The sequence below is a fragment of the Corynebacterium provencense genome (assembly GCA_900049755.1).
GTDB classification, from domain to species: domain Bacteria; phylum Actinomycetota; class Actinomycetes; order Mycobacteriales; family Mycobacteriaceae; genus Corynebacterium; species Corynebacterium neomassiliense.
Map to the genome: position 1 here is coordinate 557656 of LT160593.1, position 21650 is coordinate 579305.

The 21650-nt window shown below is 67.1% G+C and carries 19 protein-coding genes and 1 pseudogene; 10 read left to right on the forward strand and 10 right to left on the reverse strand.

All coding sequences use genetic code 11. From position 1 onward, the window contains the following. Nucleotides 1–47: 47 nt before the first annotated feature. From BN3906_RS08965 to BN3906_RS08980, 4 genes are all read left to right on the forward strand, one after another. A complete protein-coding gene (locus BN3906_RS08965) occupies nt 48–1424 on the forward strand; it encodes an LLM class flavin-dependent oxidoreductase (protein ID WP_066587378.1) in 1377 nt (458 codons plus the stop codon). Continuing rightward, nucleotides 1421–2602 carry a class I SAM-dependent methyltransferase gene (locus BN3906_RS08970; protein ID WP_261796935.1) on the forward strand — a complete coding sequence of 394 codons (1182 nt, stop codon included), beginning with the start codon at nt 1421–1423 and terminating at the stop codon, nt 2600–2602. The genes BN3906_RS08965 and BN3906_RS08970 overlap by 4 nt, the downstream gene beginning before the upstream one ends. Nucleotides 2603–2817: 215 nt before the next feature. After that, a complete protein-coding gene (locus BN3906_RS08975; RefSeq protein ID WP_261796936.1) occupies nt 2818–3990 on the forward strand; it encodes a glycerophosphodiester phosphodiesterase family protein in 1173 nt (390 codons plus the stop codon). Between the two features lie 126 nt (nt 3991–4116). Next, nucleotides 4117–4893 carry an SDR family oxidoreductase gene (locus BN3906_RS08980; RefSeq protein ID WP_187119926.1) on the forward strand — a complete coding sequence of 259 codons (777 nt, stop codon included), beginning with the start codon at nt 4117–4119 and terminating at the stop codon, nt 4891–4893. 101 nt (nt 4894–4994) lie between these two features. Here the strand turns inward: BN3906_RS08980 and BN3906_RS15135 are convergent, their stop codons facing one another. Further along, on the reverse strand, nt 4995–5330 hold the full coding sequence (locus tag BN3906_RS15135) for a Rossmann-fold NAD(P)-binding domain-containing protein (RefSeq protein WP_261796938.1): 336 nt from the start codon (nt 5328–5330) through the stop codon (nt 4995–4997). 661 nt (nt 5331–5991) lie between these two features. Further along, nucleotides 5992–7686: an MFS transporter gene (locus BN3906_RS08990; protein WP_078057320.1), complete on the reverse strand. Its 1695-nt coding sequence runs from the start codon at nt 7684–7686 to the stop codon at nt 5992–5994. A gap of 319 nt (nt 7687–8005) precedes the next feature. On the opposite strand from BN3906_RS08990, the gene BN3906_RS08995 reads away from it, so the two are divergent. Both BN3906_RS08995 and BN3906_RS09000 read left to right on the forward strand, forming a co-directional pair. Further along, a complete protein-coding gene (locus BN3906_RS08995) occupies nt 8006–8374 on the forward strand; it encodes an SdpI family protein (RefSeq protein WP_066587381.1) in 369 nt (122 codons plus the stop codon). A 53-nt stretch (nt 8375–8427) separates the two neighbouring features. After that, nucleotides 8428–8952 carry a hypothetical protein gene (locus tag BN3906_RS09000; protein ID WP_130840298.1) on the forward strand — a complete coding sequence of 175 codons (525 nt, stop codon included), beginning with the start codon at nt 8428–8430 and terminating at the stop codon, nt 8950–8952. A 239-nt stretch (nt 8953–9191) separates the two neighbouring features. Here BN3906_RS09000 and BN3906_RS09005 read toward each other — a convergent pair whose 3' ends face one another. Then, nucleotides 9192–10076, reverse strand: a complete 885-nt coding sequence (locus BN3906_RS09005) for a Cof-type HAD-IIB family hydrolase (protein ID WP_078057321.1) — start codon at nt 10074–10076, stop codon at nt 9192–9194. A gap of 72 nt (nt 10077–10148) precedes the next feature. On the opposite strand from BN3906_RS09005, the pseudogene BN3906_RS15505 reads away from it, so the two are divergent. After that, nucleotides 10149–10328, forward strand: a pseudogene (locus BN3906_RS15505) (DUF4236 domain-containing protein). A 9-nt stretch (nt 10329–10337) separates the two neighbouring features. Here BN3906_RS15505 and BN3906_RS09010 read toward each other — a convergent pair. From BN3906_RS09010 to BN3906_RS14515, 7 genes are all read right to left on the reverse strand, one after another. Next, entirely contained in the window at nt 10338–11033 is a 696-nt protein-coding gene (locus BN3906_RS09010) for a response regulator (protein ID WP_066587389.1), read from the reverse strand. Further along, entirely contained in the window at nt 11030–11602 is a 573-nt protein-coding gene (locus BN3906_RS09015) for a sensor histidine kinase (RefSeq protein WP_222705278.1), read from the reverse strand. Before BN3906_RS09015 ends, BN3906_RS09010 begins: the two co-directional genes overlap by 4 nt. A 203-nt stretch (nt 11603–11805) precedes the next feature. Continuing rightward, on the reverse strand, nt 11806–13707 hold the full coding sequence (locus BN3906_RS09020; protein WP_066587394.1) for a sensor histidine kinase: 1902 nt from the start codon (nt 13705–13707) through the stop codon (nt 11806–11808). Next, the gene (gene kdpC / locus BN3906_RS09025; protein ID WP_066587395.1) at nt 13704–14327 is read right to left on the reverse strand and encodes a potassium-transporting ATPase subunit KdpC; all 624 of its coding nucleotides are present in this window, start codon (nt 14325–14327) and stop codon (nt 13704–13706) included. Before kdpC ends, BN3906_RS09020 begins: the two co-directional genes overlap by 4 nt. Nucleotides 14328–14345: 18 nt before the next feature. After that, nucleotides 14346–16613 (reverse strand): potassium-transporting ATPase subunit KdpB, encoded by a 2268-nt coding sequence (gene kdpB, locus BN3906_RS09030; RefSeq protein ID WP_078057322.1) that lies wholly within the window; start codon nt 16611–16613, stop codon nt 14346–14348. A gap of 1 nt (nt 16614) precedes the next feature. Further along, nucleotides 16615–18285, reverse strand: coding sequence for a potassium-transporting ATPase subunit KdpA (kdpA, locus tag BN3906_RS09035; protein WP_066587396.1), 1671 nt, complete (start codon nt 18283–18285; stop codon nt 16615–16617). Further along, nucleotides 18285–18374 (reverse strand): potassium-transporting ATPase subunit F, encoded by a 90-nt coding sequence (locus BN3906_RS14515; RefSeq protein WP_066587398.1) that lies wholly within the window; start codon nt 18372–18374, stop codon nt 18285–18287. Before BN3906_RS14515 ends, kdpA begins: the two co-directional genes overlap by 1 nt. Nucleotides 18375–18690: 316 nt before the next feature. Here BN3906_RS14515 and BN3906_RS09045 point away from each other — a divergent pair, with 316 nt between their 5' ends. From BN3906_RS09045 to BN3906_RS09055, 3 genes are all read left to right on the forward strand, one after another. Further along, nucleotides 18691–19863 (forward strand): LLM class flavin-dependent oxidoreductase, encoded by a 1173-nt coding sequence (locus tag BN3906_RS09045; RefSeq protein ID WP_066587401.1) that lies wholly within the window; start codon nt 18691–18693, stop codon nt 19861–19863. Nucleotides 19864–19915: 52 nt separating this feature from the next. Then, nucleotides 19916–20758 (forward strand): ABC transporter permease, encoded by an 843-nt coding sequence (locus BN3906_RS09050; protein WP_078057324.1) that lies wholly within the window; start codon nt 19916–19918, stop codon nt 20756–20758. 99 nt (nt 20759–20857) lie between these two features. After that, nucleotides 20858–21649: an ABC transporter ATP-binding protein gene (locus BN3906_RS09055; RefSeq protein ID WP_078057478.1), complete on the forward strand. Its 792-nt coding sequence runs from the start codon at nt 20858–20860 to the stop codon at nt 21647–21649. Nucleotide 21650 lies beyond the last annotated feature (1 nt).

The following is a 21650-nucleotide window of genomic DNA, read 5'->3' on the forward strand; positions in this document are numbered from 1 at the left end:
AGTCACCCACCACACCGGCAACACGCACCACCCCCGAAAGGCCCCCTATGACAGCCAACGGCGAGCCCGCACAGGTCCACCTCAATCTTTTCGTCAGCGGGTGCGGCCACCACACCGCCGCCTGGAGAGACTCAGGATCGGCCGTGGACAGGCTGGGGGACATCACTTTCTGGGAGGAGCTCGCACGCACGGCCGAGCGCGGCAGGATGGACGCCGTGTTCTTCCCCGACGGTCAGGCGGCACGCACTGACGCGCTCACCTCCGGGCCGACCTGGTTCCTCGAGCCGCTCACCACACTCTCAGCTGTCTCACGGGCGACGGAGCACATCGGACTGGTGGCGTCCGTGTCCTCCACCTTCTGGGACCCCTTCCACGTCGCCCGGATGGTCGCCAGCCTCGACCACATCTCCGGGGGACGCGCCGGGATCAACCTTGTGACCTCCCAGCTGGACGCCGAGGCCCGCAACCACGGGATGGACGCCCTGCCGAACCACGCCGTGCGTTACGCCCGGGCAGGGGAGTTCGCCGCAACCCTCGTGAAACTGTGGTCCTCCTGGCCGGCGGAGGCCGTCGTCGCCGACCGTCAGGGCGTGTACACGGACGTGTCACAGCTCAAGGCGGTCGACCACCACGACAGGTGGTTCTCGGTCGCCGGACCGTTGAACATCCCCGAACCCCCGCAGCACCGGCCCGTGGTGTTCCAGGCCGGGGTCTCCGAACCCGGCCGTGACCTTGCCGCCGCCTGGGCGGACGGGGTGTTCACCGTCGCCTGGGACGCACAGGGGGCCCGTGGTTTCCGCAGCGACGTCAGGGCACGGACAGCAGCGGTGGGGCGTGACCCTGACACCGTGAAGATCATGCCGGGGCTGGTCGTGTCCCTCGGGTCGACGGAGGAGGAGGCGCAGCGCCGCAGGCGGCACCTTGACGACCTCCTCAGTGTGGAGGACGGGCTCCGCGACCTCTCATCCTTCCTCGGCGTGGACGTCACCGGCTGGGACCCGGATTCGGTGGTTCCGGAACTTCCGCCGCTGAGCGGGACAGACGCGCCTGCGGGGCGCTACGCCCTGGTGCGGCACATCGTCGACCACACCGCCGTGCGCGGGGGCTCGTCCACGGGAAGAGATGACCGACGGCGTCCCACCGTCAGGGAACTGCTGGGCTACCTGGCCGCCGGAGGGGGCCACGCCACCGTGGTGGGCACTCCGGAGCAGGTCGCCGACGAGATTCTCCGGTGGGTGGACTGTGGCGCGGCCGACGGTTTCAACATCATGCCCCCGTCCCTGCCGGACGACCTGACGGAGTTTGTCGACCATGTGGTACCGCTGCTGCAGGCCAGGGGGCGTTTCCGCCGCGGATACGAGGGGAAGTACCTGCGGGACAACCTGCTGGGGCACCGGTCCACGGACGGGCGGTCACCGGCGTGACCGGACCCGACGGAGAATCCGGTGTGACCGGAGTGACCGGTGTCGCTGACGACACCACCACGGCGAACGCCGCGTTCGCCGCCCTGTCCGGCGGGACCACCCTGGTGTGGGAGGGGGACTTCCACAACGGTCGTCAGCTGCTGAAGGCGGTGGAGAGACGGCTGGAACGGGGGAACCGACGAACCGGCGGGACGAAGGGAAGGCGACCCCGGAGCGCGGCCGAACTCTTCCTCGCCCGGCGGGAGCAGCGGGCGCGACGGGCGGAGATCCTCGGCAGGATCGTCGTCGACCTCGGCGTCCGCGACGGTGACCGGGGACCGGAGTGGGACCTCCCGCTGCGCAGGGCCCCCGAAGTGGCCGAGGCCTGCGCCCATGCATGGGGACCTCCGGAACCGGCGTCCGGCGGCAGGCGCGTCCGGCTGACGGAACTCCAGGGTGTGCTCGGGGCATGGCAGTGGCACCTGCGTGGTGTGCCCGTCCCCGCACTCGGGGAACGGGACGGCCGGACGGAGAGGGTGTACCCGGACTACGGGGTGTTCTCCCCGACCCGCAGCGAGTACGTGGACCTGGTCGACGAGGTCGCCTCGCGGCACCTGCGTCCCGGGGCTTCCGTCCTGGAGATCGGTACCGGTACCGGGGTCCTCGCGGCAGTGCTGGCACGGCGAGGGGCAGGACAGGTGACGGCGACGGATGTGAACCCGCGGGCGGTCGACTGCGCCCGGAGCAATCTCGACCGTCTGGGGGTGGGGGACAGGTGCACAGTGACCGGGGCGGACCTGTGGCCCGTGCCCGCGACGGCACCGGAGGGCACCACCACCTATGACGTGGTCGTGTTCAATCCTCCGTGGTTGCCGGGGGTCCCCACCTCCGGACTTGAGCTGGGTATCTACGACGACGGCTCGGAGGCCCTGCGGCGCTTCCTCGAAGGTCTCGGTGACCGTCTCGCCGAGGGGGGTGAGGGCTGGCTCGTGCTCTCCGACCTCGCAGAACATCTCGGTCTGCGTTCCAGGGACCAGTTGGAGCAGTGGATCTCCGAGGGTGGTCTGCGCGTGCTCGGACGCAGCAGCACGGTTCCCCGCCATCCGAAAGCCCGGCCGGATCCGGGCGGAGACGCCGACGCCCTGCAGGTGGCACGGTCCCGGGAGGTCACGTCACTGTGGAGGCTGGCCCGGCGGTGACCGGTCGGCGGGGCGGATGATCCGGCGGGCGCGGGTTCTCCCGGCCCCTGTCGTCAGCTCCCCGGACTTCCTCCCTGCCACCTACCCAGGGTGTACACCGGGTGAATCCTGCCGGAATTCCGGTAGCGTCCGGCCGGATGGGACTGCGGACCGGTGGGCGGGCCTCTACGGTACAGCCGTACCCTCACCTCCGACATGTGAAGGAGAGCGCTCCCGTGCGTTTCCCCCGTCTGTCCTCCCGAACCTCCGTCCCCACCCGGCCCCCGGCCACCGTTGCTGCCACTGTGCCGGCCGTCGCCGGACTGCTGGCAGCCGCCGTCCTCGCCGCAGGCCAGGTCCCGTCCGCCCACGCCGCTGCCGGATTCCCCGACCACTCCGCCTCCTGGAGCGGAGTAGCGGGGAGTGCTCCGACTCCGCCCACCGGAAGCAGTGCGGGACCGGGTGCAGGTTCCTCGACGGGGCCTGTGGTGGACCCCACCGACAATCTTCCTGACACCTTCGACCTGCAGTCACACCGGGGAGGACGCGGCGAGTACACCGAGGAGTCACGGGTGGCCTTCGAGAAGTCCCTCGACCTCGGCGTCACCACCCTCGAGTTCGACATCCATATCACCGGCGACGGCGTCCCGGTCGTCTGGCACGACGCCTCGATCCAGGACGACAAGTGCACGGACACCGCCCCGGTCACCCCGGACGACCCCCTGTTCCCCTACGTCGGCAAGGATGTCCACGACCTCACCTGGGAGCAGATCCAGACCCTGACCTGTGACAGGACCCTCTCCGGCTTCCCCGACGCCGTCCCTGTCACGGGAAACCGGATCCTGCAGCTCAAGGACGTCTTCGACATCGCCTCACGCGACCCGGAGGTGCACTTCAACATCGAGACCAAGGTCGAGGCTGACGACCCCTCCCGGTCAGCCTCCCCCCGGGAGTACGTGGACGCGATCCTCGACAACGCTGACGCCGCAGGAGTTACCGACCGCATCGCCGTGCAGTCCTTCGACTGGTCGACCCTGCCCCTGGTCCGTGACCGTGAACCGGGTGTCCCGCTCGTCGCACTCTGGGACGTGACCACCTGGCGTCCGGGGTCACCTTTCCTCGGCCCCGTCGATTTCCTCGCTGTCGGGGGAGACCCGGTCCGCGCCGGGGAGGAGCTCGGCGTGCAGGTGCTCAGTCCCGCCTACAACACAGCCAACCCCTGGTTCACCGGTGACGTCGCCGGGTTCATCGACCGGGCCCACGGCCGGGGGATGCGGGTGGTCCCGTGGACCGTCAACGAGGCCGCCGACATGGAGGAGTACATCGACGCCGGCGCCGACGGCATCATCACCGACTACCCGACCCGGTTGAAGAACATCCTCGACACACGCGGGATCTCCTACCGGTGACACACCGCCTGACGGTGGTGGATGAGGTGTCCGGGCTTTCCGTGGCCGGCGGTGACCGGTCGGCGTCCTTCCGGGGAAAAACCGAATCCGGGGACGTGACCCCCGCACAGCTGTAGTTTGTTGTCCATGACCAACCAGAAGAGCATTTTCATCTCCGGCGGTGCGGCGGGCATCGGACGTGAAGTAGCCCTGAGATTCCACAACGCCGGGTGGACCGTCGGCGCCTACGACATCGACGAGGCGGGACTCCGGAAGCTCTCTGCCGAGGCGCCCGGAATCATCACCGGCAGGCTCGACGTCACCGACTACACGAACTGGGAGGAGGCTCTCGCCGACTTCACCTCCCACACGGACGGGAAGTTGAACGTCCTCGACAACAACGCCGGGATCATCGGCGACCTCGACATCGTCGAACAGCCTGCCGGCCTGATCGCCAAGCAGATCGAGGTCAACTGCACCGGGGTCACCTTCGGTGCGAAAGCGGCCTACCCGTACCTGAAGGTCACCCGGGGAGCCCACATGCTGACCATGGGGTCGGCGTCCGGCATCTACGGGCAGCCGCACATCACCCCGTACTCCGCATCGAAGTTCTACGTCCACGGTTTCACCCAGGCGATGAGCCTGGAGTGGCGCAGGGACGATATCCGCGTCGTCAACATCATGCCCCTGTGGGTCAAGACGAAGCTCTCTGATGTCGAGGCGGCGTCGACGAAACGGCTCGGCGTCCACATCCGTACGCAGGACGTCGCCGACGCGGTGTGGAAGGCGGTGCACCCGAGGAACTGGTTCGAACGCCAGCGCCAGGACTACTCCGTGTCCACCCCGGACCTGCTGCTGCGGTGGTCGGCCCGGTTCGCTCCGGCTCCGGTGGCCCGGCAGGTCAACAAGATCATCGCCGGGTAGACGGGGTCGGGCACAGCGGGGTGAGGGTGGGCCGGGCAGGCAGGACAGGCCCGGCGGGCAGTACCGGCGACCGGCTGGGAGTCAGTCCCTGTCAGTCCCCGTCAGTCTCTCGGCAGTGCGGCGCGGATACCGTCGGCGAAGGAGGTCGGTTCCCTGCCGATGAGTTCCCCGAGTGCCGGGCTCTCGATGTCCAGTCCACCTCGGGCGATGCCGGCGTTGAGTGCGGTGAGGAAGTCGATCTGGCCCTGGGGCAGTCCCGCTTTCTCCAGGGTCGAGAGGAACTCCTCCGGTTCGAGGTCGCGGTAGACGACCTCCCTGCCCACCGACTCGCCGAGTGCTGCGGCGATCTCCGGGTAGGTCAGGGCCTTCCCGGACAGTTCAAAAGTCCTGCCGGCGTAGGTCGGTGCCCCGTCGGCGTCGTCGGCGAGCAGAACCACGGCCGCGGCGTCCGCGTAGTCGAGATCTACACTCTTTCCCTACACGACGCTCTTCCGATCTTAGTCCGCCCGGGTTGCCGCGGCGACCCGCCCGTCGCCCACGGCGCCGTTGAGGACGCCGGTCTCCCTGACCTGGAGAGCATCCGGCAGGTAGTTCTCGATGTACCAGACGTTGCGCAGCACGGTGTAGGGCACGCCGGAGGCGTGGATGGCCTCCTCTGTGGCCTTGTGCTCCGGTGCGAGCATGAAGTCGGTCGTCGTCGCCTCCCCGCAGCTGGTGTAGGCCAGAAGGTCGACGCCGGCGGCGGCCGCTGCATCGATCACCGTCCTGTGCTGCGGTACCCGGTGTCCGATCTCGGAGCCAGAGATGAGCAGTACCCGGTCCGCACCCTCGACGGCGGCTGTGACTGATCCGGGGTCGTCGTAGTCCAGGTGGACCACCCGGACGCCACGGTCAGTGAGGTCGGAGGCTTTCTCGGGGGTGCGCGCGCCGGCGATGATGTTCGCCGGGTCGGCTCCGCGGGCGATGAGACTGTCGATGACGAGGTGGCCGAGGTGGCCGGTTGCTGCGGTGACGAGAATGGTCACAGTTGGTCCTTTGTTCCGGGGGTTGTGCTGTATCCCCACTGTAACCGTGGTTGTGGAGCGTGGTCAGGCACCGTCAGGCGCTGTCAGGCACTGTGGGACGGGCTGCGGACCGGGTTACCCGCCTCACTGTCCGCAGGGTCGACGGCGGTGCCGTCTGCCCGGGGCACGGCGCCGTCTGCCCGTGACCGAGGCGCAGGCGCACCTGGTCCGAGCAGGTCTCATATGCACGACTAGATGTGTGTAAGAGGCCCCCGTAGCCCGCACGGTTGCGCCGTCTCAGGCGGAGAGACCTGCGCAGCTGCTCGAGCACGCGGGCCACCCCGGCAGCATGCTCGTCACTCTCCACCTGCGGACTGTTGCCCACCAACGGCTGTCGGGCGGACTCGGGCAGGAACCTCACGGCCACCATCCCGACGACACCGAACACGGCGAGCCACACCGCCGGCCACCAGGACCCGAACACGGGGATGAGGGCGGAGTTGATCATCGGGGTCGTGCCGGCGAAGACCGCGACGGACAGGTTGTACCCGATGCCCAGGGCCGCCATCCTGGTGTGGGTCGGGAAGATGGCGGGCAGGGTCGCTGCGACGGGACCGGCGAATCCGCCGAGGTTCACCGCCAGCACGGCGCACCCGGTGAAGATCAACGGCATGCTGCCGGTCTGCAGCAGCCAGAACACGGGGAACGACAGTACAACCAGGGACACGGACGCCACGATCAGGACAGGTCGTCGTCCGATCCGGTCGGAGAGGATACCGATGGGGTGGGCGGTCAGGACCGTGATGACGATCGCCGCGAGGACCAGCATGTCCGATTCGAAGACGGTGGTCGTGTGGGACGCGAACTCGGTGAGGTAGGTGTTCATGAACGAGGTGAGCGTGTACCCCAGCACGTTGTACGCGGCGACGATGCCGACCAGCACGAGCATTTCCCGGCGGTGGTCCCGGAGCAGGACCCGCAGTCCGGTCCTCCCGCCGTCAGCGAGGTCCTCGTCCTTCTTCTCCGCGGCCTCCAGGGCCTCACGGAAGGCCGGGGCGTCTTCGAGCTTCAGCCGGAGGTACATGCCGATGAACCCCAGGACGCCGGCACACCAGAAGGGGACCCGCCAGCCCCAGTCCTGCATCGTCTCTGTACCGAGAACGGCGTTGAGCAGGGCGACCAGTCCGGCGCCGAGGGCGAAGCCCAGGTACGAGCCGGCATCGAGGAAGGACCCCCAGTGGCCGCGACGGTTGTCGGGGGCGTACTCGGCGGTGAAGGTCATCGCACCGGCGTACTCGCCGCCGGCTGAGAATCCCTGCACCAGTCGTGCGGCCACGAGCATCAGCAGGGCCACCCAGCCGGGGACGAGTCCGACGGGTATCAGGCCGATGGCCACGGTGCCGGCGGCCATCATGATCATGGTGGTGGCAAGCACCTTCTGACGTCCGATGCGGTCACCCAGGGGCCCGAAGAACAGTCCACCGAGCGGGCGGATGACGAAGCTGATCGCGAATGTCGCGAAAGTGGCCACGAGTGCCAGGGAGTCCGACAGGGATTCGAAGAATACGGCGGACATGGTGACGGCCAGATAGCCGTACACGCCGTAGTCGAACCATTCCATCATATTTCCGAGGGAGGCCCCGCCGGCCGCGCGTTTCAGGGTCGGCCCGTCGACGACGGTCACGTCATCGGCGGTGTAAGGACGACGCAGGGCGGAGGCGTCCTCCCGGTAACGTTTCAGCCGGGCCGTCCGCACGGTGTCGGAGAGTTTCAGGTTGTTTCTGGGCACAGGGGTTTCCTCGGTGGTCTGCTGTCGGTGACAGTTACCCTTTCCAGCGGTACCAGCCCGCGAAGGTGACGAACAAATGTGACAGGGGGTCGGATATGTGGTGAATATCTTTCACCTTGTGCTCTCACCTGTGAGTATGTGGAAACTCCGTGTTTTCCCGGCAGAAGCCGTACCCCGTCGCCGGTGGGACGTACAGCACCCGTACAGCACCCCGACGGTACCGGGACCGGGCGACGTCGTTCGGCGCTCTCCCCGGGTCCCACGGTCCGGTGAGCTGAGGTAACCTTTCAGACAGGAATGTTTGAGCTGAGGAGTTCTCATGGGTGCCTATATATCGCTCGTGGTCGCAGTGGCACTGCTTGCCGCCGTCACCGGGGCGGTTGCCGGCGCTTCGTCACGGGGGACGCTCGCGCGCAATGACGCCGTGGGGATCCGGACGAAAGCCACAAAGTCCTCGGACGCCGCATGGGACGCCGGCCACCGGGCAGCGGTGCCCGCCATGCGGGCGACAGCGTGGTTCGGGGCGGCCACTGTGCTCATCGGCGTGGTGGTGGCGTTCATCGTGCGGCCCGGGGAAACCCCGGGTGCTGAGATCACAGTCCCCGTGGTGGGGTTTCTGGGTGAGATCGTGGGAACTGTCGCCGCAGCACGCGTCGCCGACCGGGCGGCCCGGGCCGCCCTCGGGTAGGGCAGGGCCCACTCCTCGGGTAAAAGTGCAGATCGAGGGTACGATTCCAGCTCATGACGAAGAGAGTGCCCGCAGCTGTGATTCTCGCCGTGGTTGTTCCACTGCCCCTGATCCTGTCCGGTTGTTCCGGTGACGGAAGCGGGGGAGATGTCGTCACCGTGACAGCGACGGCTCCTGCGTCTTCCCCGGTGTCGTCCACGTCCACCGGGCCGTCGCCGACGTTGGGGGAGCCTGCCGGGGCACCCCGGCAGAACCCGGACGTTCCGGAGATCGTGGAGCAGCCAGAGGTCATGGACACTCCGGAGGACGTACCCGGGGACGTTCCGGCCCGGGACGGTGAGGACAGTGCCGGATACGGTTCCGTGCCCCCGGGGCCTCAACTGGGGGACGCATGCATCGGCGCGGACATCGGGGTACGCAGCGTGGCGGCCGACGGCACCGGCATCATCTGTGACAACTACTCCTGGCAGGTGGACAACGGCCAGACGCCGACACATCCGTGGGTCGACGGGCAGATCGAGTGGAGCAACTGTATCGCCGAGAAGACTGTCGAGGAATGCCGGGACGAGCTCAACTGACCGTTCGTCCGGAGTCCGGTTCGGCGAGCGCAGCGCGCACAGGTCGACGGAGCAGTGGGCGCAGCTGCAGGTCGCGATGACTGAACTCGAAGGACGCCTCGGCGATGCCGTACGGGAAGGTGCAGAACCGGGCTCACCGCTGGCCGACGCCCGGGCGCGGGCTCTCGGTGTGGACCCGGACAAGGCCTCTCGGTGTGGACCCGGACAAGGCGGAGTGGGAGTGATCCGGGTCGTCCCCTTCACACCCCCAGCAGCTTCTGCAGGACCTGCACCACGCCACCGTCGGTGTTGCGCGGGGCGATGAACTGCGCCGCGCGCTGCACCGCCGGATGCCCGTTGTCCATCGCGAAGGACCAGTCCGCCTCCGCCATCATCTCGAGGTCGTTGAGGTAGTCACCGAACACCGCTGTCGCCGAACGGGGGATGCCCAGGCTCATCTCCAGTGCCCGCAGCGCACGACCCTTGTTCGCCGAACCGTTCATGATGTCGATCCAGTTCCTGCCGGACACCACCACCTGGTGACTGTCCCTCAGATCCGCGACCCCCGGTCCACCACCGGTGAACAGTGCCGGCGCGGCCTGCGCGGCCGAGTCGAAATCGTAGACCGCGCATTTGAGTACGGTCCCGGACTCGAGGTCCTCCACCGCGTGCAGGTTCGGGACCACCCTGAGGGACGCGTAGTAACGCCCGGCCTCCGCGACGAACCTGGCGTCCTCCCGCTCCACGTACGCGGTCCGCGGGCCGCACAGTACCAGCCCCAGGTCACGGTCCGTCTCCCCGGTCCGCACGATGTCGATGACCTGTCCGACGGTGGGGGAGTCCACCGGCGACGTGGAGACCACCTCACCGTCGTGCACGACCAGGGTCCCGTTCTCGGCGATGAAGGTCCGGATCCCGTGGTCGCCGAACATGCGCTCCAGTGTCGCGTACTGGCGTCCGGACGCCGGGACTACGACGATGCCCCTGTCCTGCATCACCGGCAGCAGGTCCCAGAAGGCGTCGGGAACTGCGTCGTCTCCGTCGAGCAGTGTGCCGTCCATGTCGAGGACCACCAGTTTCAGACCGGGCACGGCCCCGGTGACGTCGGTCCAGGGGCGGGGCGAGGGCACGGCGGAGGTATCCATGCCCCCATGGTCCCTGACGGCCGGCTCCCTGTCACCCCGCCGGTGCCGTCCCTGACCGCTACCATCAGACACATGGGCATCTACTTCCGTAAATGACAGAAGACCGGCAGTGACTCGTGGATCAACTACTCGGGGTCAGGTGCGTCCGTCTCCCGCCGCTTCGGCCCGGTCACCGTCAACTCCCGTGGCACGTACTCGATCAAGCTCCCCGGCGGTATGAACATCCGCGGCAGTTTCAGGAAGAAGCGCTGAACACATCGGTCACTGTCCGTCCCCGGTGATCAGTCTGTACCCCATCCCCGCCTCGGTGAGGATGTGGACGGGGTGGGACGGGTCCTCCTCCAGTTTCCTGCGCAGCTGCGAGACGTACAGCCGCAGGTAGCCGGTGTCCTCGACATGGTCCGTCCCCCAGATCGTCGTCAGCAGGGTCTGCCGGGTCACCAGCTTTCCGGCGTGACGGACCAGCACCTCCATCACCTTCCACTCGGTGGGGGTGAGCCTGATCTGCCGGGAGCCCGGGTCAGAGTCGCGGGTGGCACTGTGTGCCGCGAGGTCCACCGTCACCGGTCCGAGCCGGACCACCGGAGCCCCGTCGGGGGTGTCCGCGCGCCGGGTCAGTGCCCGGATCCGGGCGAGCAGTTCGTCGACGGAGAACGGTTTGGTGACGTAGTCGTCGGCGCCCGCATCGAGAGCCTCCACCTTGTCCACCGACCCGGTCCGGCCGGACACCACCAGAATCGGTGCCCGTGACCAGCCCCGGACGCCGCGTATGAGTTCCATCCCGTCCAACCCGGGCATGCCGAGGTCAATCAGGTACAGGTCGGGCTTCGCATCCACCGCCGCGTTGAGGGCCGTCGCACCGTCGGGTGCGGTGACCACCTCATATCCCCTCGCGCCGAGGGTGATGCGTAAAGCGCGGAGGATCTGCGGGTCATCGTCGGCGATGAGGATCTTCATGACACTCCTTCCCGGGGGTCACGGCTGAGAGGGAGGGAGACCACCATCGTCAGTCCCCCACCCGGGGTGCTCTCCGGCAGAAGCGTACCGTGCAGGGCCTCCGTGAATCCACGGGACAGGGCGAGCCCCAGGCCGAGACCACTGGTGTTGTCTGTGTCCCCCAGCCGTTGGAACGGCAGGAAAATGTCGTCCAGCCGTGCCGGATCCACACCCTCGCCGTGGTCGATCACCCGGATCTCCAGAACCTCACCGAACGTGCTGGACGTGACCGTCACCGGCACACCGGGAGGTGAATGACGCACCGCGTTGGACAGCAGGTTGACCAGGACACGCTGCAGGAGGACCGGGTCCGCCTCCGCGGTACGGTCACCGTGGCCGAGGCACAGGCGCACCTCGTCCGGGCCGAGCCCCAGTTCGTCGAGGGCGGGGGCGACCGCCTCGGAGGGATCCGTCGGCATGGTGGTGATCGTCAGCGCGCCGGCCTGCACCCGACTGACATCGAGGAGGTCGTTGACCAGTGACGCCAGCGCATCCAGGCTCTCGGACGCCGAACTGATCGCGGAGTTCAAGGAGATGCGCAACGCCGATGTCGCGCAGGTCCTCCACGAGCTTCCCCTGGACCGTCGCGCCCGGGTCGCCGGGGAAAGATCGGAAGAGCGTCGTGTAGGGAAAGAGTGTAGATCTCGGTGCCTCCGCGTCGCGCCACGCGGTGACGGCGGTCGGGGCCCCATCCGGGACCAAGGAACGGTCGGGCACGTCCACGCCCTGTCTCTCATGCACATCTAGAGGGGTATAAGCGACAGTCCTGGCTCAACGCGGACAGCAGCGCACCTCTGACCCTGTCGGATGCGGCGATCGGCTCGATCTCCTCGGCGGTGGCGGTCAACCTGCGGTGCTCGAGAGCCACACTGACCTGGGCGGCGACGACGGAGAGGAGACGACGGTCGGACACCGTCACCCCGGTCCCGTGGAACTCCAGGCGTCCTTCCCCGGTGAGGGGGATGACCGACCACTCACCGTCAACGGACGGCGTCCCCGAGGACGCCACGGTGCGCCCCTCCTGCACCACACGCACGCAGTCAAGGCCGAACGCCTCGGCGGCCCTGTCGACGAGGGCACGGACCGCGTCGCCACCGCGCAGTACACTGCCGGCGATGGTCTGGAGCAGCTCGGACTCGGCTGCCGCACGCCGGGCGGCCCGACTGCGGCGGGCGGCCCGGTCCACCACCAGGCTGACCAGGACAGCGATGGTGGAGTACAGGACCAGTGCGACGATGTGGAGCGGGTCGTCGACAGTGACGGTGTACAGGGGCGAGATGAAGAAGTAGTCCAGGGCGACGCCGGAGAAGACGGCGGCCGCCAGGGCAGGCCAGATCCCTCCGGTCAGTGACACGAGGACAACCAGAAGCTGGTAGCTGAGGACATCACTGGTGACGGACTCCGGTGACCGGAAGGCCACGAGAAAGGCGGTGAGCGCCGGGCCGCCCGCCGCAGCGAGGAGAAAACCCAGCAGCCGGCGTTTCCGGGACAGTGCACCACCGGTCCTCGGCAGCAGGAATGAGGGGAACCTGCGTCCCGTACGGGTGTGCGGGACAATGTGCACGTCAATGTCACCGGACTCGCGGATCACCGTCGCCCCGATGCCCGGACCGGTCAGTGCGGTGGTGAGCCGGCTGCGTCGGCTGACCCCCAGCACCAGCTGGGTGGCGTTGAGTGAGCGGGCGACGTCGACGAGGGTCGCGGGAACATCTTCCCCGACGACCTGGTGGTAGGTTCCACCGAGCTTGTCGACGAGCACCCGCTGCCCCGCCAGTGCCTGATGGTCCACCGTGTGCAGACCGTCCTGGCTGGTGACGTGGACGGCGAGCAGTTCCCCGGAACCGGACCGTGCGGCGATCCGCGCCCCACGGCGCAGCAGCAGCTCACCCTCGGCGTCCCCGGCCAGTGCGACGACGACCCGCTCCCTGGCTTCCCAGGGACTGTCGATGCCGTGTTCCCTGCGGTAGGTCGTCAGCGCCTGGTCGACCTCGTCTGCCAGCCAGAGCAGGGCAAGTTCCCGCAGGGCCGTGAGATTTCCGAGGCGGAAGTAGTTCGCCAGGGCGGCGTCGATCCTTTCGGCGGGGTAGATCAGCCCGTCGCCGAGCCGGTCGCGCAGTGCCTGCGGTGCCAGGTCGACGACCTCGATCTGGTCGGCCCCGCGCAGGAAACTGTCCGGGACGGTCTCCTGCTGTGACACTCCGGTGATCTGCTCGACCACGTCGTTGAGAGACTCGATGTGCTGGATGTTCACCGTGGAGATGACGTCCGTGCCCGCTTCGAGGAGGTCACGGACGTCCTCCCACCTCTTGCTGTTCACCGCGCCGGGGGCGTTGGTGTGTGCGAGTTCATCGACCAGGGCGATGTCGGGGGAACGTTCGAGCAGGGCCGGGAGGTCCATCTCGTGGAGGATGACACCGCGGTGGTTGACGACAGCCTGCGGCACCACCGGAAGGCCGGCCGCCATCCGCGCCGTGCCCGCCCGACCGTGAGTCTCGACGACGCCGACGACCACGTCGCGGCCTTCGCTCCGCAGCCGGTGCCCTTCCTCGAGCATCGTGAAGGTCTTGCCGACGCCGGGGGCCGCACCCAGCAGCACCCTCAACCTGCCCTGTCCTGTCGCCGCCCGTCCTGTCATCGCCCGTCCTGTTCCGCCCGGTCGAGGGCAAGGTTCAGTGTCACCACGTTAACGACCGGGTCACCGATGAACCCGAGGTCGGGTTCCTCAGTGTACGTGGCGACGAGGTCGCGGACGGCGTCCTCGTCCATTCCCCTCGCCGCCGCGACACGACGCACCTGGATGGCGGCGTACGCGGGACTGATGTGGGGGTCCAGACCGGACGCCGAGGAGGTCACCGCGTCAGCGGGCACATCCTCCGGTCGCACTCCCTCGAGAGCTGCGACCCCGGCCCTGCGAGCGGTGATGTCGGCGATCAGTGCCGGATTCTCCGGACCGAGGTTCGTGCCCCCGGACGCTGAGGCGTCATAGCCCCGGTCGCCGGCTGCGGAGGGCCGCGACTGGAAGTACCGCCTCAGGGGGCTGCCGCTGTCGTCTGTGAAGGACTGGCCGATCAACGAAGACCCGACGGTTCTGCCGTCTTCCTCCAGAAGGCTGCCGTTCGCGCGGGAAGGGAAGAACAGCTGCCCGATTCCGGTGACAAGCAGGGGGTAGAGGACGCCGAGAAGAACAGTGAGGATGACGAGCATGCGGCCTGCGGCGCGCAGGTTCCGGGCACCACGGAGGACAGATGAGGACATGACGGTCCTTTCAGAAGGTCAGAAGCCGGGGATGAGACGGGTGAACTGGTCGATCACCCATATGCCGAGGAACGGGGTGACCACGCCACCGAGCCCGTAGACGGCGAGGTTGCGTCCGAGAGTTTTCGCGGCTCCCGCCGGGCGGTAGGAGACACCACGCAGGGCGAGAGGCACGAGGAAGATGATGATGAGCGCGTTGAAGATCACCGCGGACAGGACCGCTGACGCCGGGGAGTGCAGCCCCATGATGTTCAGTACCGCCAACCCGGGGAAGACCCCGGTGAAGATCGCCGGGATGATCGCGAAGTACTTGGCGATGTCATTGGCCACAGAGAACGTGGTCAGTGCCCCACGGGTGATCAGCAGCTGTTTGCCGACCGCCACGATGTCGATCAACTTGGTCGGGTCGGAGTCGAGGTCGACCATGTTGCCGGCCTCCTTGGCGGCAGAAGTTCCGGTGTTCATCGCGACACCCACGTCGGCCTGGGCCAGGGCAGGTGCGTCATTGGTTCCGTCCCCGGTCATCGCGACAAGACTGCCGCCCTTCTGTTCCGCCCGGATGTAGCCGAGTTTCTGCTCCGGGGTCGCCTCGGCGAGGTAGTCGTCCACACCGGCCTCGTCAGCGATCGCGGCGGCGGTCAGGGGATTGTCACCTGTGACCATGACGGTGCGGATACCCATGGCGCGCAGTTCGGTGAACCTCTCCCGCAGCCCGTCCTTGACGATGTCCTTGAGGTGGATGACGCCCAGGACACGACCTGCCGAACCCGGAGTCTTCACGGCGACGACCAACGGCGTCCCTCCGGCCCGGGAGATCCTGTCGACCACCTCGTCCAGTTCGGCGGTGACGGCTGAGTCTCCGGGGGCCGCATCCTCGCCATCCTCGCCATCCTCGTCGAGCCACGCGGTGACGGCGGACCGGGCCCCCTTACGGACCATGGAACCGTCAGGCAGGTCCATGCCCGACATGCGGGTCTGGGCTGTGAACGGGACGGACACAGGCCCGGTTCCGTCGGCGTCGACCCGGGCGGCACCGTCGGAGGTGGCGGCGGTGCCGGATCCGCCTGAGACGCCGAGACCGCGGGCGAGCTCGACGACGGAGGTCCCCTCCGGGGTGGGGTCGGCGGCTGAGGACAGGGCTGCCGCGTCGGCCAGTTCGGCCCGGGTGGCGCCGCCGACGGGGATGAAGTCGGTGGCCCGCCGGTTCCCGTAGGTGATGGTGCCGGTCTTGTCGAGGAGAAGGGTTGTCACGTCGCCGGCGGCCTCGACGGCGCGACCCGACATCGCCAGGACATTGCGTTGGACGAGACGGTCCATCCCGGCGATGCCGATGGCGGACAGGAGGGCGCTGATGGTCGTGGGGATCAGGCACACCAGCAGTGCGACCAGCACGGTGACACTCACCGGATCGGCGACGAAGGAGGCCACCGGGTTGAGGGTCAGGGTGACGGCCACGAAGACGACGGAGAGGGACGCCAGCAGGATGTTCAGCGCGGTCTCATTGGGGGTCTTCTGACGGGACGCTCCTTCGACCAGTGCGATCATCCGGTCGACGAACGTTTCTCCGGGGGTCGAGGTGATGCGGACGACGATACGGTCGGAGAGAACCCGCGTGCCGCCGGTGACGGCGGAACGGTCCCCACCGGACTCCCTGACGACCGGGGCGGACTCGCCGGTGATCGCGGATTCGTCGATGCTCGCGATGCCGTGGACGATGTCCCCGTCCCCGGGGACAGTGTCACCGGCGACCACCGTGACCACGTCGCCGGGACGCAGGTCAGCGGAGGCCACGTCTTCGGTGGTGGCGTCCACCGCGGCCGGGTCCGTGTCCGGGCTGTAGCCGGTGACACGGTGTGCGGTGGTGGTGGAGCGGGTACTGCGCAGGGATTCTGCCTGGGCCTTTCCCCGACCCTCGGCGACAGATTCCGCGAGGGCGGAGAAGAACACGGTGAGCCAGAGCCATGCCGCGATGATCCAGCTGAAGGAGACCGGTACCGGGCTTCCCCCCGAACTGGCCGGGCCGCCGAGGAAAGGTTCGGCGACGGCGACGGCTGTGGTGAGGACGGCACCGACCCAGACGATGAACATCACGGGGTTGTGCCACTGTGTGCGTGGACCGAGCTTACGGAGAGCCCCGGGGACCGCGGTCCGGACCTGTGACCAGGTCAGTATCTTCGGTGACTTCGGTGACTTCGGTGAAGTAGGTGACCGACGTGTGGAACGTTCCTGATCCGTTGCGGTGTCCGTTGCATTACCTGCTGCATTACCTGTTGCATTTGCTGACATGTCACATCAGTCCTTCCGCCAGTGGTCCCAGCGTGAGTACGGGAAAGAAGACGAGAGCGGTCACCAGGACCGCGGTCCCGACGATGAGTCCGACGAACAGCGGGCGGTGGGTGGGAAGCGTCCCGGCTGTGACGGGTACCGAGGGCTGGGAGGCGAGGGATCCCGCAAGAGCGAGTACCAGGCAGATCGGGATGAAACGGCCGAGCATCATCACCACGCCTGTCGCTGCGGTCAGCCACGGGGTGTCCGCGGTCAGCCCGCCGAAGGCGGAGCCGTTGTTGTTGGCGGCTGACACGAAGGCGTAGAGAACCTCGGACAGTCCGTGCGGGCCACTGTTCGTCAGGGAATCCGTGACGATACTGTTCTTCAGGCCGGGGACGGCGAAGCTCAGGGCGACGGCACCCAGGACGAGGGCCGGCATCACCAGGATGTAGAGGCTGGCGAGGGTCATCTCCTTCGGTCTGATCTTCTTGCCGAGGTACTCGGGGGTCCTGCCGACGAGCAGCCCGGCGATGAACACGGCGATGACGGCGATGACCAGCATCCCGTACAGTCCGGAGCCGACTCCTCCGGGGGAGATCTCACCGAACATCATGTTGACCATCGGGACTGCTCCTCCGAGACCGGTGCAGGAGTCGTGCATGGAGTTCACGGCCCCGGTGGAGGTCAGGGTGGTTGCGGCGGCGTAGATCACCGACTGCACCAGCCCGAACCGTGTCTCCTTCCCCTCGGTCGCACCACCTGCCAGTTCCGGTGCTGTGCCGTTGCCGGCGAACTCGGCGGCGGCGAGAGCAGTCGTCGACAGCAGGAAGATGGTGGCCATGGCCGCGAGCACCGCATAGCCCTGGCGGTTGTCGCCGACGATTCTGCCGAAAGTCCGGGGCAGCGAGAACGGGATGAGCAGCATGAGGAAGACCTCGAAGAGGTTTGTCCACCCGGTGGGGTTCTCGAACGGGTGTGCCGAGTTGGCGTTGAAGAATCCTCCGCCGTTGGTGCCGAGTTCCTTGATCGCCTCCTGGGACGCCACCGGCCCTCCCGGAAGGGCCTGAGATCCGCCGGCGACGGTGGCGGAATCGACGACACCACTGAAATTCTGGATCACCCCTCCGGAGATGAGGATGACGGCACTGACCAGTGACAACGGCAGAAGAATGCGGACCACGGCACGCACCAGGTCGACCCAGAAGTTCCCGATCGTCCCGGATTCCCGGTACGCGAAGCCACGGATCAGTGCGACCGCGACCGCGAGTCCGGTAGCCGCAGACACGAAGTTCTGGACCGCAAGGAAAGCGAACTGGACCGTGTACGAGAGTGTTTCGCCGGAGTACGCCTGCCAGTTCGTGTTCGTCACGAAGGAGACGGCGGTGTTGAAGGCGACGCCGGGGGCGACACTGTCCGGGCCCGCCGTGAAGGGCAGCAGGTGCTGGACCCGTTGGGCCAGGTAGACGGTCAGGACGCCGACGAACGCGAAGTACAGGACGGACCGCAGGTACGCCTGCCAGGTCTGTCCGCCGGCCGGGTCGACCCCGGTCACCCGGTAGATTCCGCGCTCGGCCCGGAGATGCCGCGGAGAGGTGAAGACCCGGGCCATGTAGTCCCCGAACGGCCGGTATGCGAGCCCGAGGAGGACGACCAGGATCGCTGCACTGGCGAGCAGTGCCCCCCAGGCCATCAGAACTTCTCCGGCTTCACGAGGGCGACCAGGAGGTAGAGGACTGCCGCGAGCCCGAGGGCGGCGGCTGTCCAGTCGAAGACGATCACAGTTTCTCCACCGCCTTCGCGATGACTGCAACCATGACGAACAGGACGAGGACGCCCAGTACGTAGACGACGTCGGACACAGGTGACTCCGTTCGGAAACCGGCGGTCACACTGAGGTGGCCGCACGCCCCGGTATGCGGGCGCGGCTCCTGATCAAACCTGTTCCGCTGTTCCGGTGGGGGAGTCCTTACGGAAGACATACGGGTGCGGGGCGGATCCTGACGGTTTCCTCACACCCCGGCGGGGAGCGCGGGGAAAGGCTCGGGCAGAAAAGAACCGTCGACAGGCAGACAGAGCTGTCTGTTTAATACCCGCTATGACTACTGACACGGCACTCTCATCTCCTGCTCTGACCTTCCACTGGTTCCTGCCGACCTCGGGTGATTCCCGGAGCATCGTCGGTGGAGGGCACGGTGCAGCCGGAAAAGGCGGTGACAGGCTTCTTGACCTGCGTTACCTCCGCCAGCTCGTCCAGGCGGCCGAGACCAACGGGTTCGAATCTGTGCTCACCCCCACCGGTACGTGGTGCAAGGATCCGTGGATCACTGATGCGGCACTGATTGAGGCGACCGAGACGATCAAGTTTCTTGTCGCCGTGCGGCCCGGACTCATCTCACCGACGCTTCTGGCACAGGCTGCGGCAGACTTCCAGACATTCTCCGGCAACCGTCTCGCCGTGAACATCGTCACCGGCGGGGAGGAGGTCGAGCAGCAGTCGTACGGTGATTTCCTCGACAAGGAACAGCGTTACCGCAGAACTGCAGATTTCCTGGAGATCGTCACCCGCCTGTGGCGTGGAGAGAAGGTCACCTACGAAGGAGCGCACCTCCGGGTACGTGACGCATTCCTCAGTGCGCCCCCGGCGGTGGCCCCTCGGATCCTCTTCGGGGGATCGTCGCCGCTTGCCGGGGAAGTGGCGGCAAAGTACGTGGACGCCTACCTCACATGGGGCGAACCCCCGGAGCTGGTTCAGCAGAAAGTCGACTGGATAGACGGTCTTGCGGCGCAACAGGGGAGAGCTGTGGCCCAGGGCATCAGATTCCACGTTATTTCCCGGGACACCACGGAGGAGGCCTGGGCCGTGGCAGAGAAACTGTTGGGCGGTATTACTCCGGAGGATGTGCGCGTCGCCCAGAAGGGATTCCGTACCTCCGGTTCCGAAGGTCAGCGCCGCATGTCCCGGCTCCATGACCGCGGAAATGCGTTCACCGAGACAACAACAGCCCGTGACCTGGAGATATACCCGAATATCTGGGCAGGGGTGGGGCTGGTCCGCGGAGGAGCAGGGACCGCGCTGGTCGGATCGCATGCCGAGGTCGCCGACCGGATCATCGAGTACTCGTCGATCGGGGTGACCGAGTTCGTCCTTTCCGGATACCCGGACCTCGAAGAGGCCTACTACTTCGGTGAAGGTATCGTACCGGAGCTTCTGGCGCGAGGGGTGCCGGTGAAGAATCATCCGGCTCCGTCCCCGGTTCCGGTCCCCTAGCGGCGGCAGTCAACGGAAGAACTGACATGGAACGCAGGAAAGGAATACCGCGATGACAGTCGCAGTGACCGCTCTGGAAACCACTGATCCGGAAACACCGGCCCCGGGGCCCCGGAACCCGGACGGCAGAAAAAGGACGGGATTCGGGATTCCGTGGCGTATGGTGTCACCTCTCGCAGTGGTTGTACTGCTGCAGCTGGGAAGCACACTGGGATTGATCCCCGAGCGGATACTTCCGTCCCCCCTGAAGATCCTTGCAGCGGGGTGGGAGGTTATCTCGGACGGGTCCCTCGTCCAGGCATTGGCGGTGTCCGCGCAACGGGTGGCCGTGGGATTCTGCATAGGCGCGGTCGCGGGCGTGACGCTCGGACTGGTGGTGGGATTCTCCCGCATCTTCGACACCGTCCTCGACCCGTTGCTGCAGGCACTCCGTGCACTGCCGCACCTCGGGCTCGTTCCGCTCTTCATCATCTGGTTCGGTATCGGTGAACTCCCGAAAGTGCTGCTCATCGGAATCGGCGTCCTCTTCCCCCTGTACCTGAACACCGCTTCCGGGTTCCGGCAGGCTGACCCCAAGCTGCTGGAGGCCTCGAAAGTCCTCGGCTTCAGCTTCCTGATGCGAGTGCGCACCGTGATCCTGCCCGGAGCTGCGCCGGCACTTTTCGTCGGTCTCCGCCAGGCTTCAGCATCCGCCTGGCTGACGTTGATCGTGGCAGAGCAGGTCAATGCCAGGGAAGGCCTGGGATTCATGATCAACAACGCCCGAGACTTCTACCGGACCGACATTGTGATATTCGGCCTGCTGGTCTATGCGGTCCTTGGACTGGTCACCGACGCGCTCATACGGCGCTGGGAGCGCCACGTGTTCCGGTACCGGGTGGTCGCCGGCAGATGAATTCCGGTGTTCCGGCACCGCTGCGGCACCGCCCTGACTGAGCCACGAAAGAACGCGGCGACCCGAACCTCCACCGAAACAGAAAAGAGTGACCCCACCATGTCCGAGTACAGTGCATCCGACACCCTCACACGCGAACACCCACCAACTGCCGTCCGAGATGAAAGAACATCCGATGGGTCAGTGGCAGTCGTCCGGAACCTCCGGAAGTCCTACGGAGAACGGGAAGTTCTCGGCGGGATCGACCTGGACATCCGTCGGGGGGAGATCGTGGCCCTCATCGGCCGCTCCGGATCCGGGAAGTCGACGATCCTCAAGATTCTCGCCGGGCTGTCTGACTCCCACTCCGGAGAGGTGAAGGTGTCCGGACACCCTGCAGTAGCTTTCCAGGAACCCCGTCTCTTCCCGTGGCTCAGTGTCGTGGACAACGTCGCACTGGGGCTCACCAGGGACGGTGTGTCACACGATGAGGCGAGGACGAGGGCGTCATCGCTGATCGGGGAAGTACACCTCCACGGACTCGACGACGCCTGGCCGCTGACGCTCAGCGGAGGTCAGGCGCAACGGGTCTCACTTGCCCGGGCTCTCATCAGCAACCCGGACCTGCTGCTGCTCGACGAACCGTTCGGAGCCCTGGATGCGCTGACCCGGCTGACCGCCCAGCAGCTCCTTCTCGACACCGCGACCGAGCGGGACCTCGGCGTCCTCCTGGTCACCCACGACGTCACCGAGGCTGTCTCGCTGGCGGACAGGGTGATCCTCCTGGACGGTGGGCGGATCACCGACAGGGTCACCGTCGGTCTTCCCCGCCCCCGGCGGAGGGATGCACCCGCGTTCTCAGCCCTGACCGCCCGCCTGCTTGACCTGCTGCATGTCACGACACCGGCCTGAC

Coding starts and splice junctions, on each gene's coding strand:
- BN3906_RS09005 (WP_078057321.1), bottom strand. CDS start 10,076: ATGGATACCTCCGCCGTGCCCTCGCCCCGCCCCTGGACCGACGTCACC.
- kdpA (WP_066587396.1), bottom strand. CDS start 18,285: ATGGCCTGGGGGGCACTGCTCGCCAGTGCAGCGATCCTGGTCGTCCTC.
- kdpC (WP_066587395.1), bottom strand. CDS start 14,327: ATGTCCTCATCTGTCCTCCGTGGTGCCCGGAACCTGCGCGCCGCAGGC.
- BN3906_RS09000 (WP_130840298.1), top strand. CDS start 8,428: ATGACGAAGAGAGTGCCCGCAGCTGTGATTCTCGCCGTGGTTGTTCCA.
- BN3906_RS08980 (WP_187119926.1), top strand. CDS start 4,117: ATGACCAACCAGAAGAGCATTTTCATCTCCGGCGGTGCGGCGGGCATC.
- BN3906_RS09020 (WP_066587394.1), bottom strand. CDS start 13,707: ATGACAGGACGGGCGGCGACAGGACAGGGCAGGTTGAGGGTGCTGCTG.
- BN3906_RS09055 (WP_078057478.1), top strand. CDS start 20,858: ATGTCCGAGTACAGTGCATCCGACACCCTCACACGCGAACACCCACCA.
- BN3906_RS09050 (WP_078057324.1), top strand. CDS start 19,916: ATGACAGTCGCAGTGACCGCTCTGGAAACCACTGATCCGGAAACACCG.
- BN3906_RS09045 (WP_066587401.1), top strand. CDS start 18,691: ATGACTACTGACACGGCACTCTCATCTCCTGCTCTGACCTTCCACTGG.
- BN3906_RS09010 (WP_066587389.1), bottom strand. CDS start 11,033: ATGAAGATCCTCATCGCCGACGATGACCCGCAGATCCTCCGCGCTTTA.
- kdpB (WP_078057322.1), bottom strand. CDS start 16,613: ATGTCAGCAAATGCAACAGGTAATGCAGCAGGTAATGCAACGGACACC.
- BN3906_RS08995 (WP_066587381.1), top strand. CDS start 8,006: ATGGGTGCCTATATATCGCTCGTGGTCGCAGTGGCACTGCTTGCCGCC.
- BN3906_RS08965 (WP_066587378.1), top strand. CDS start 48: ATGACAGCCAACGGCGAGCCCGCACAGGTCCACCTCAATCTTTTCGTC.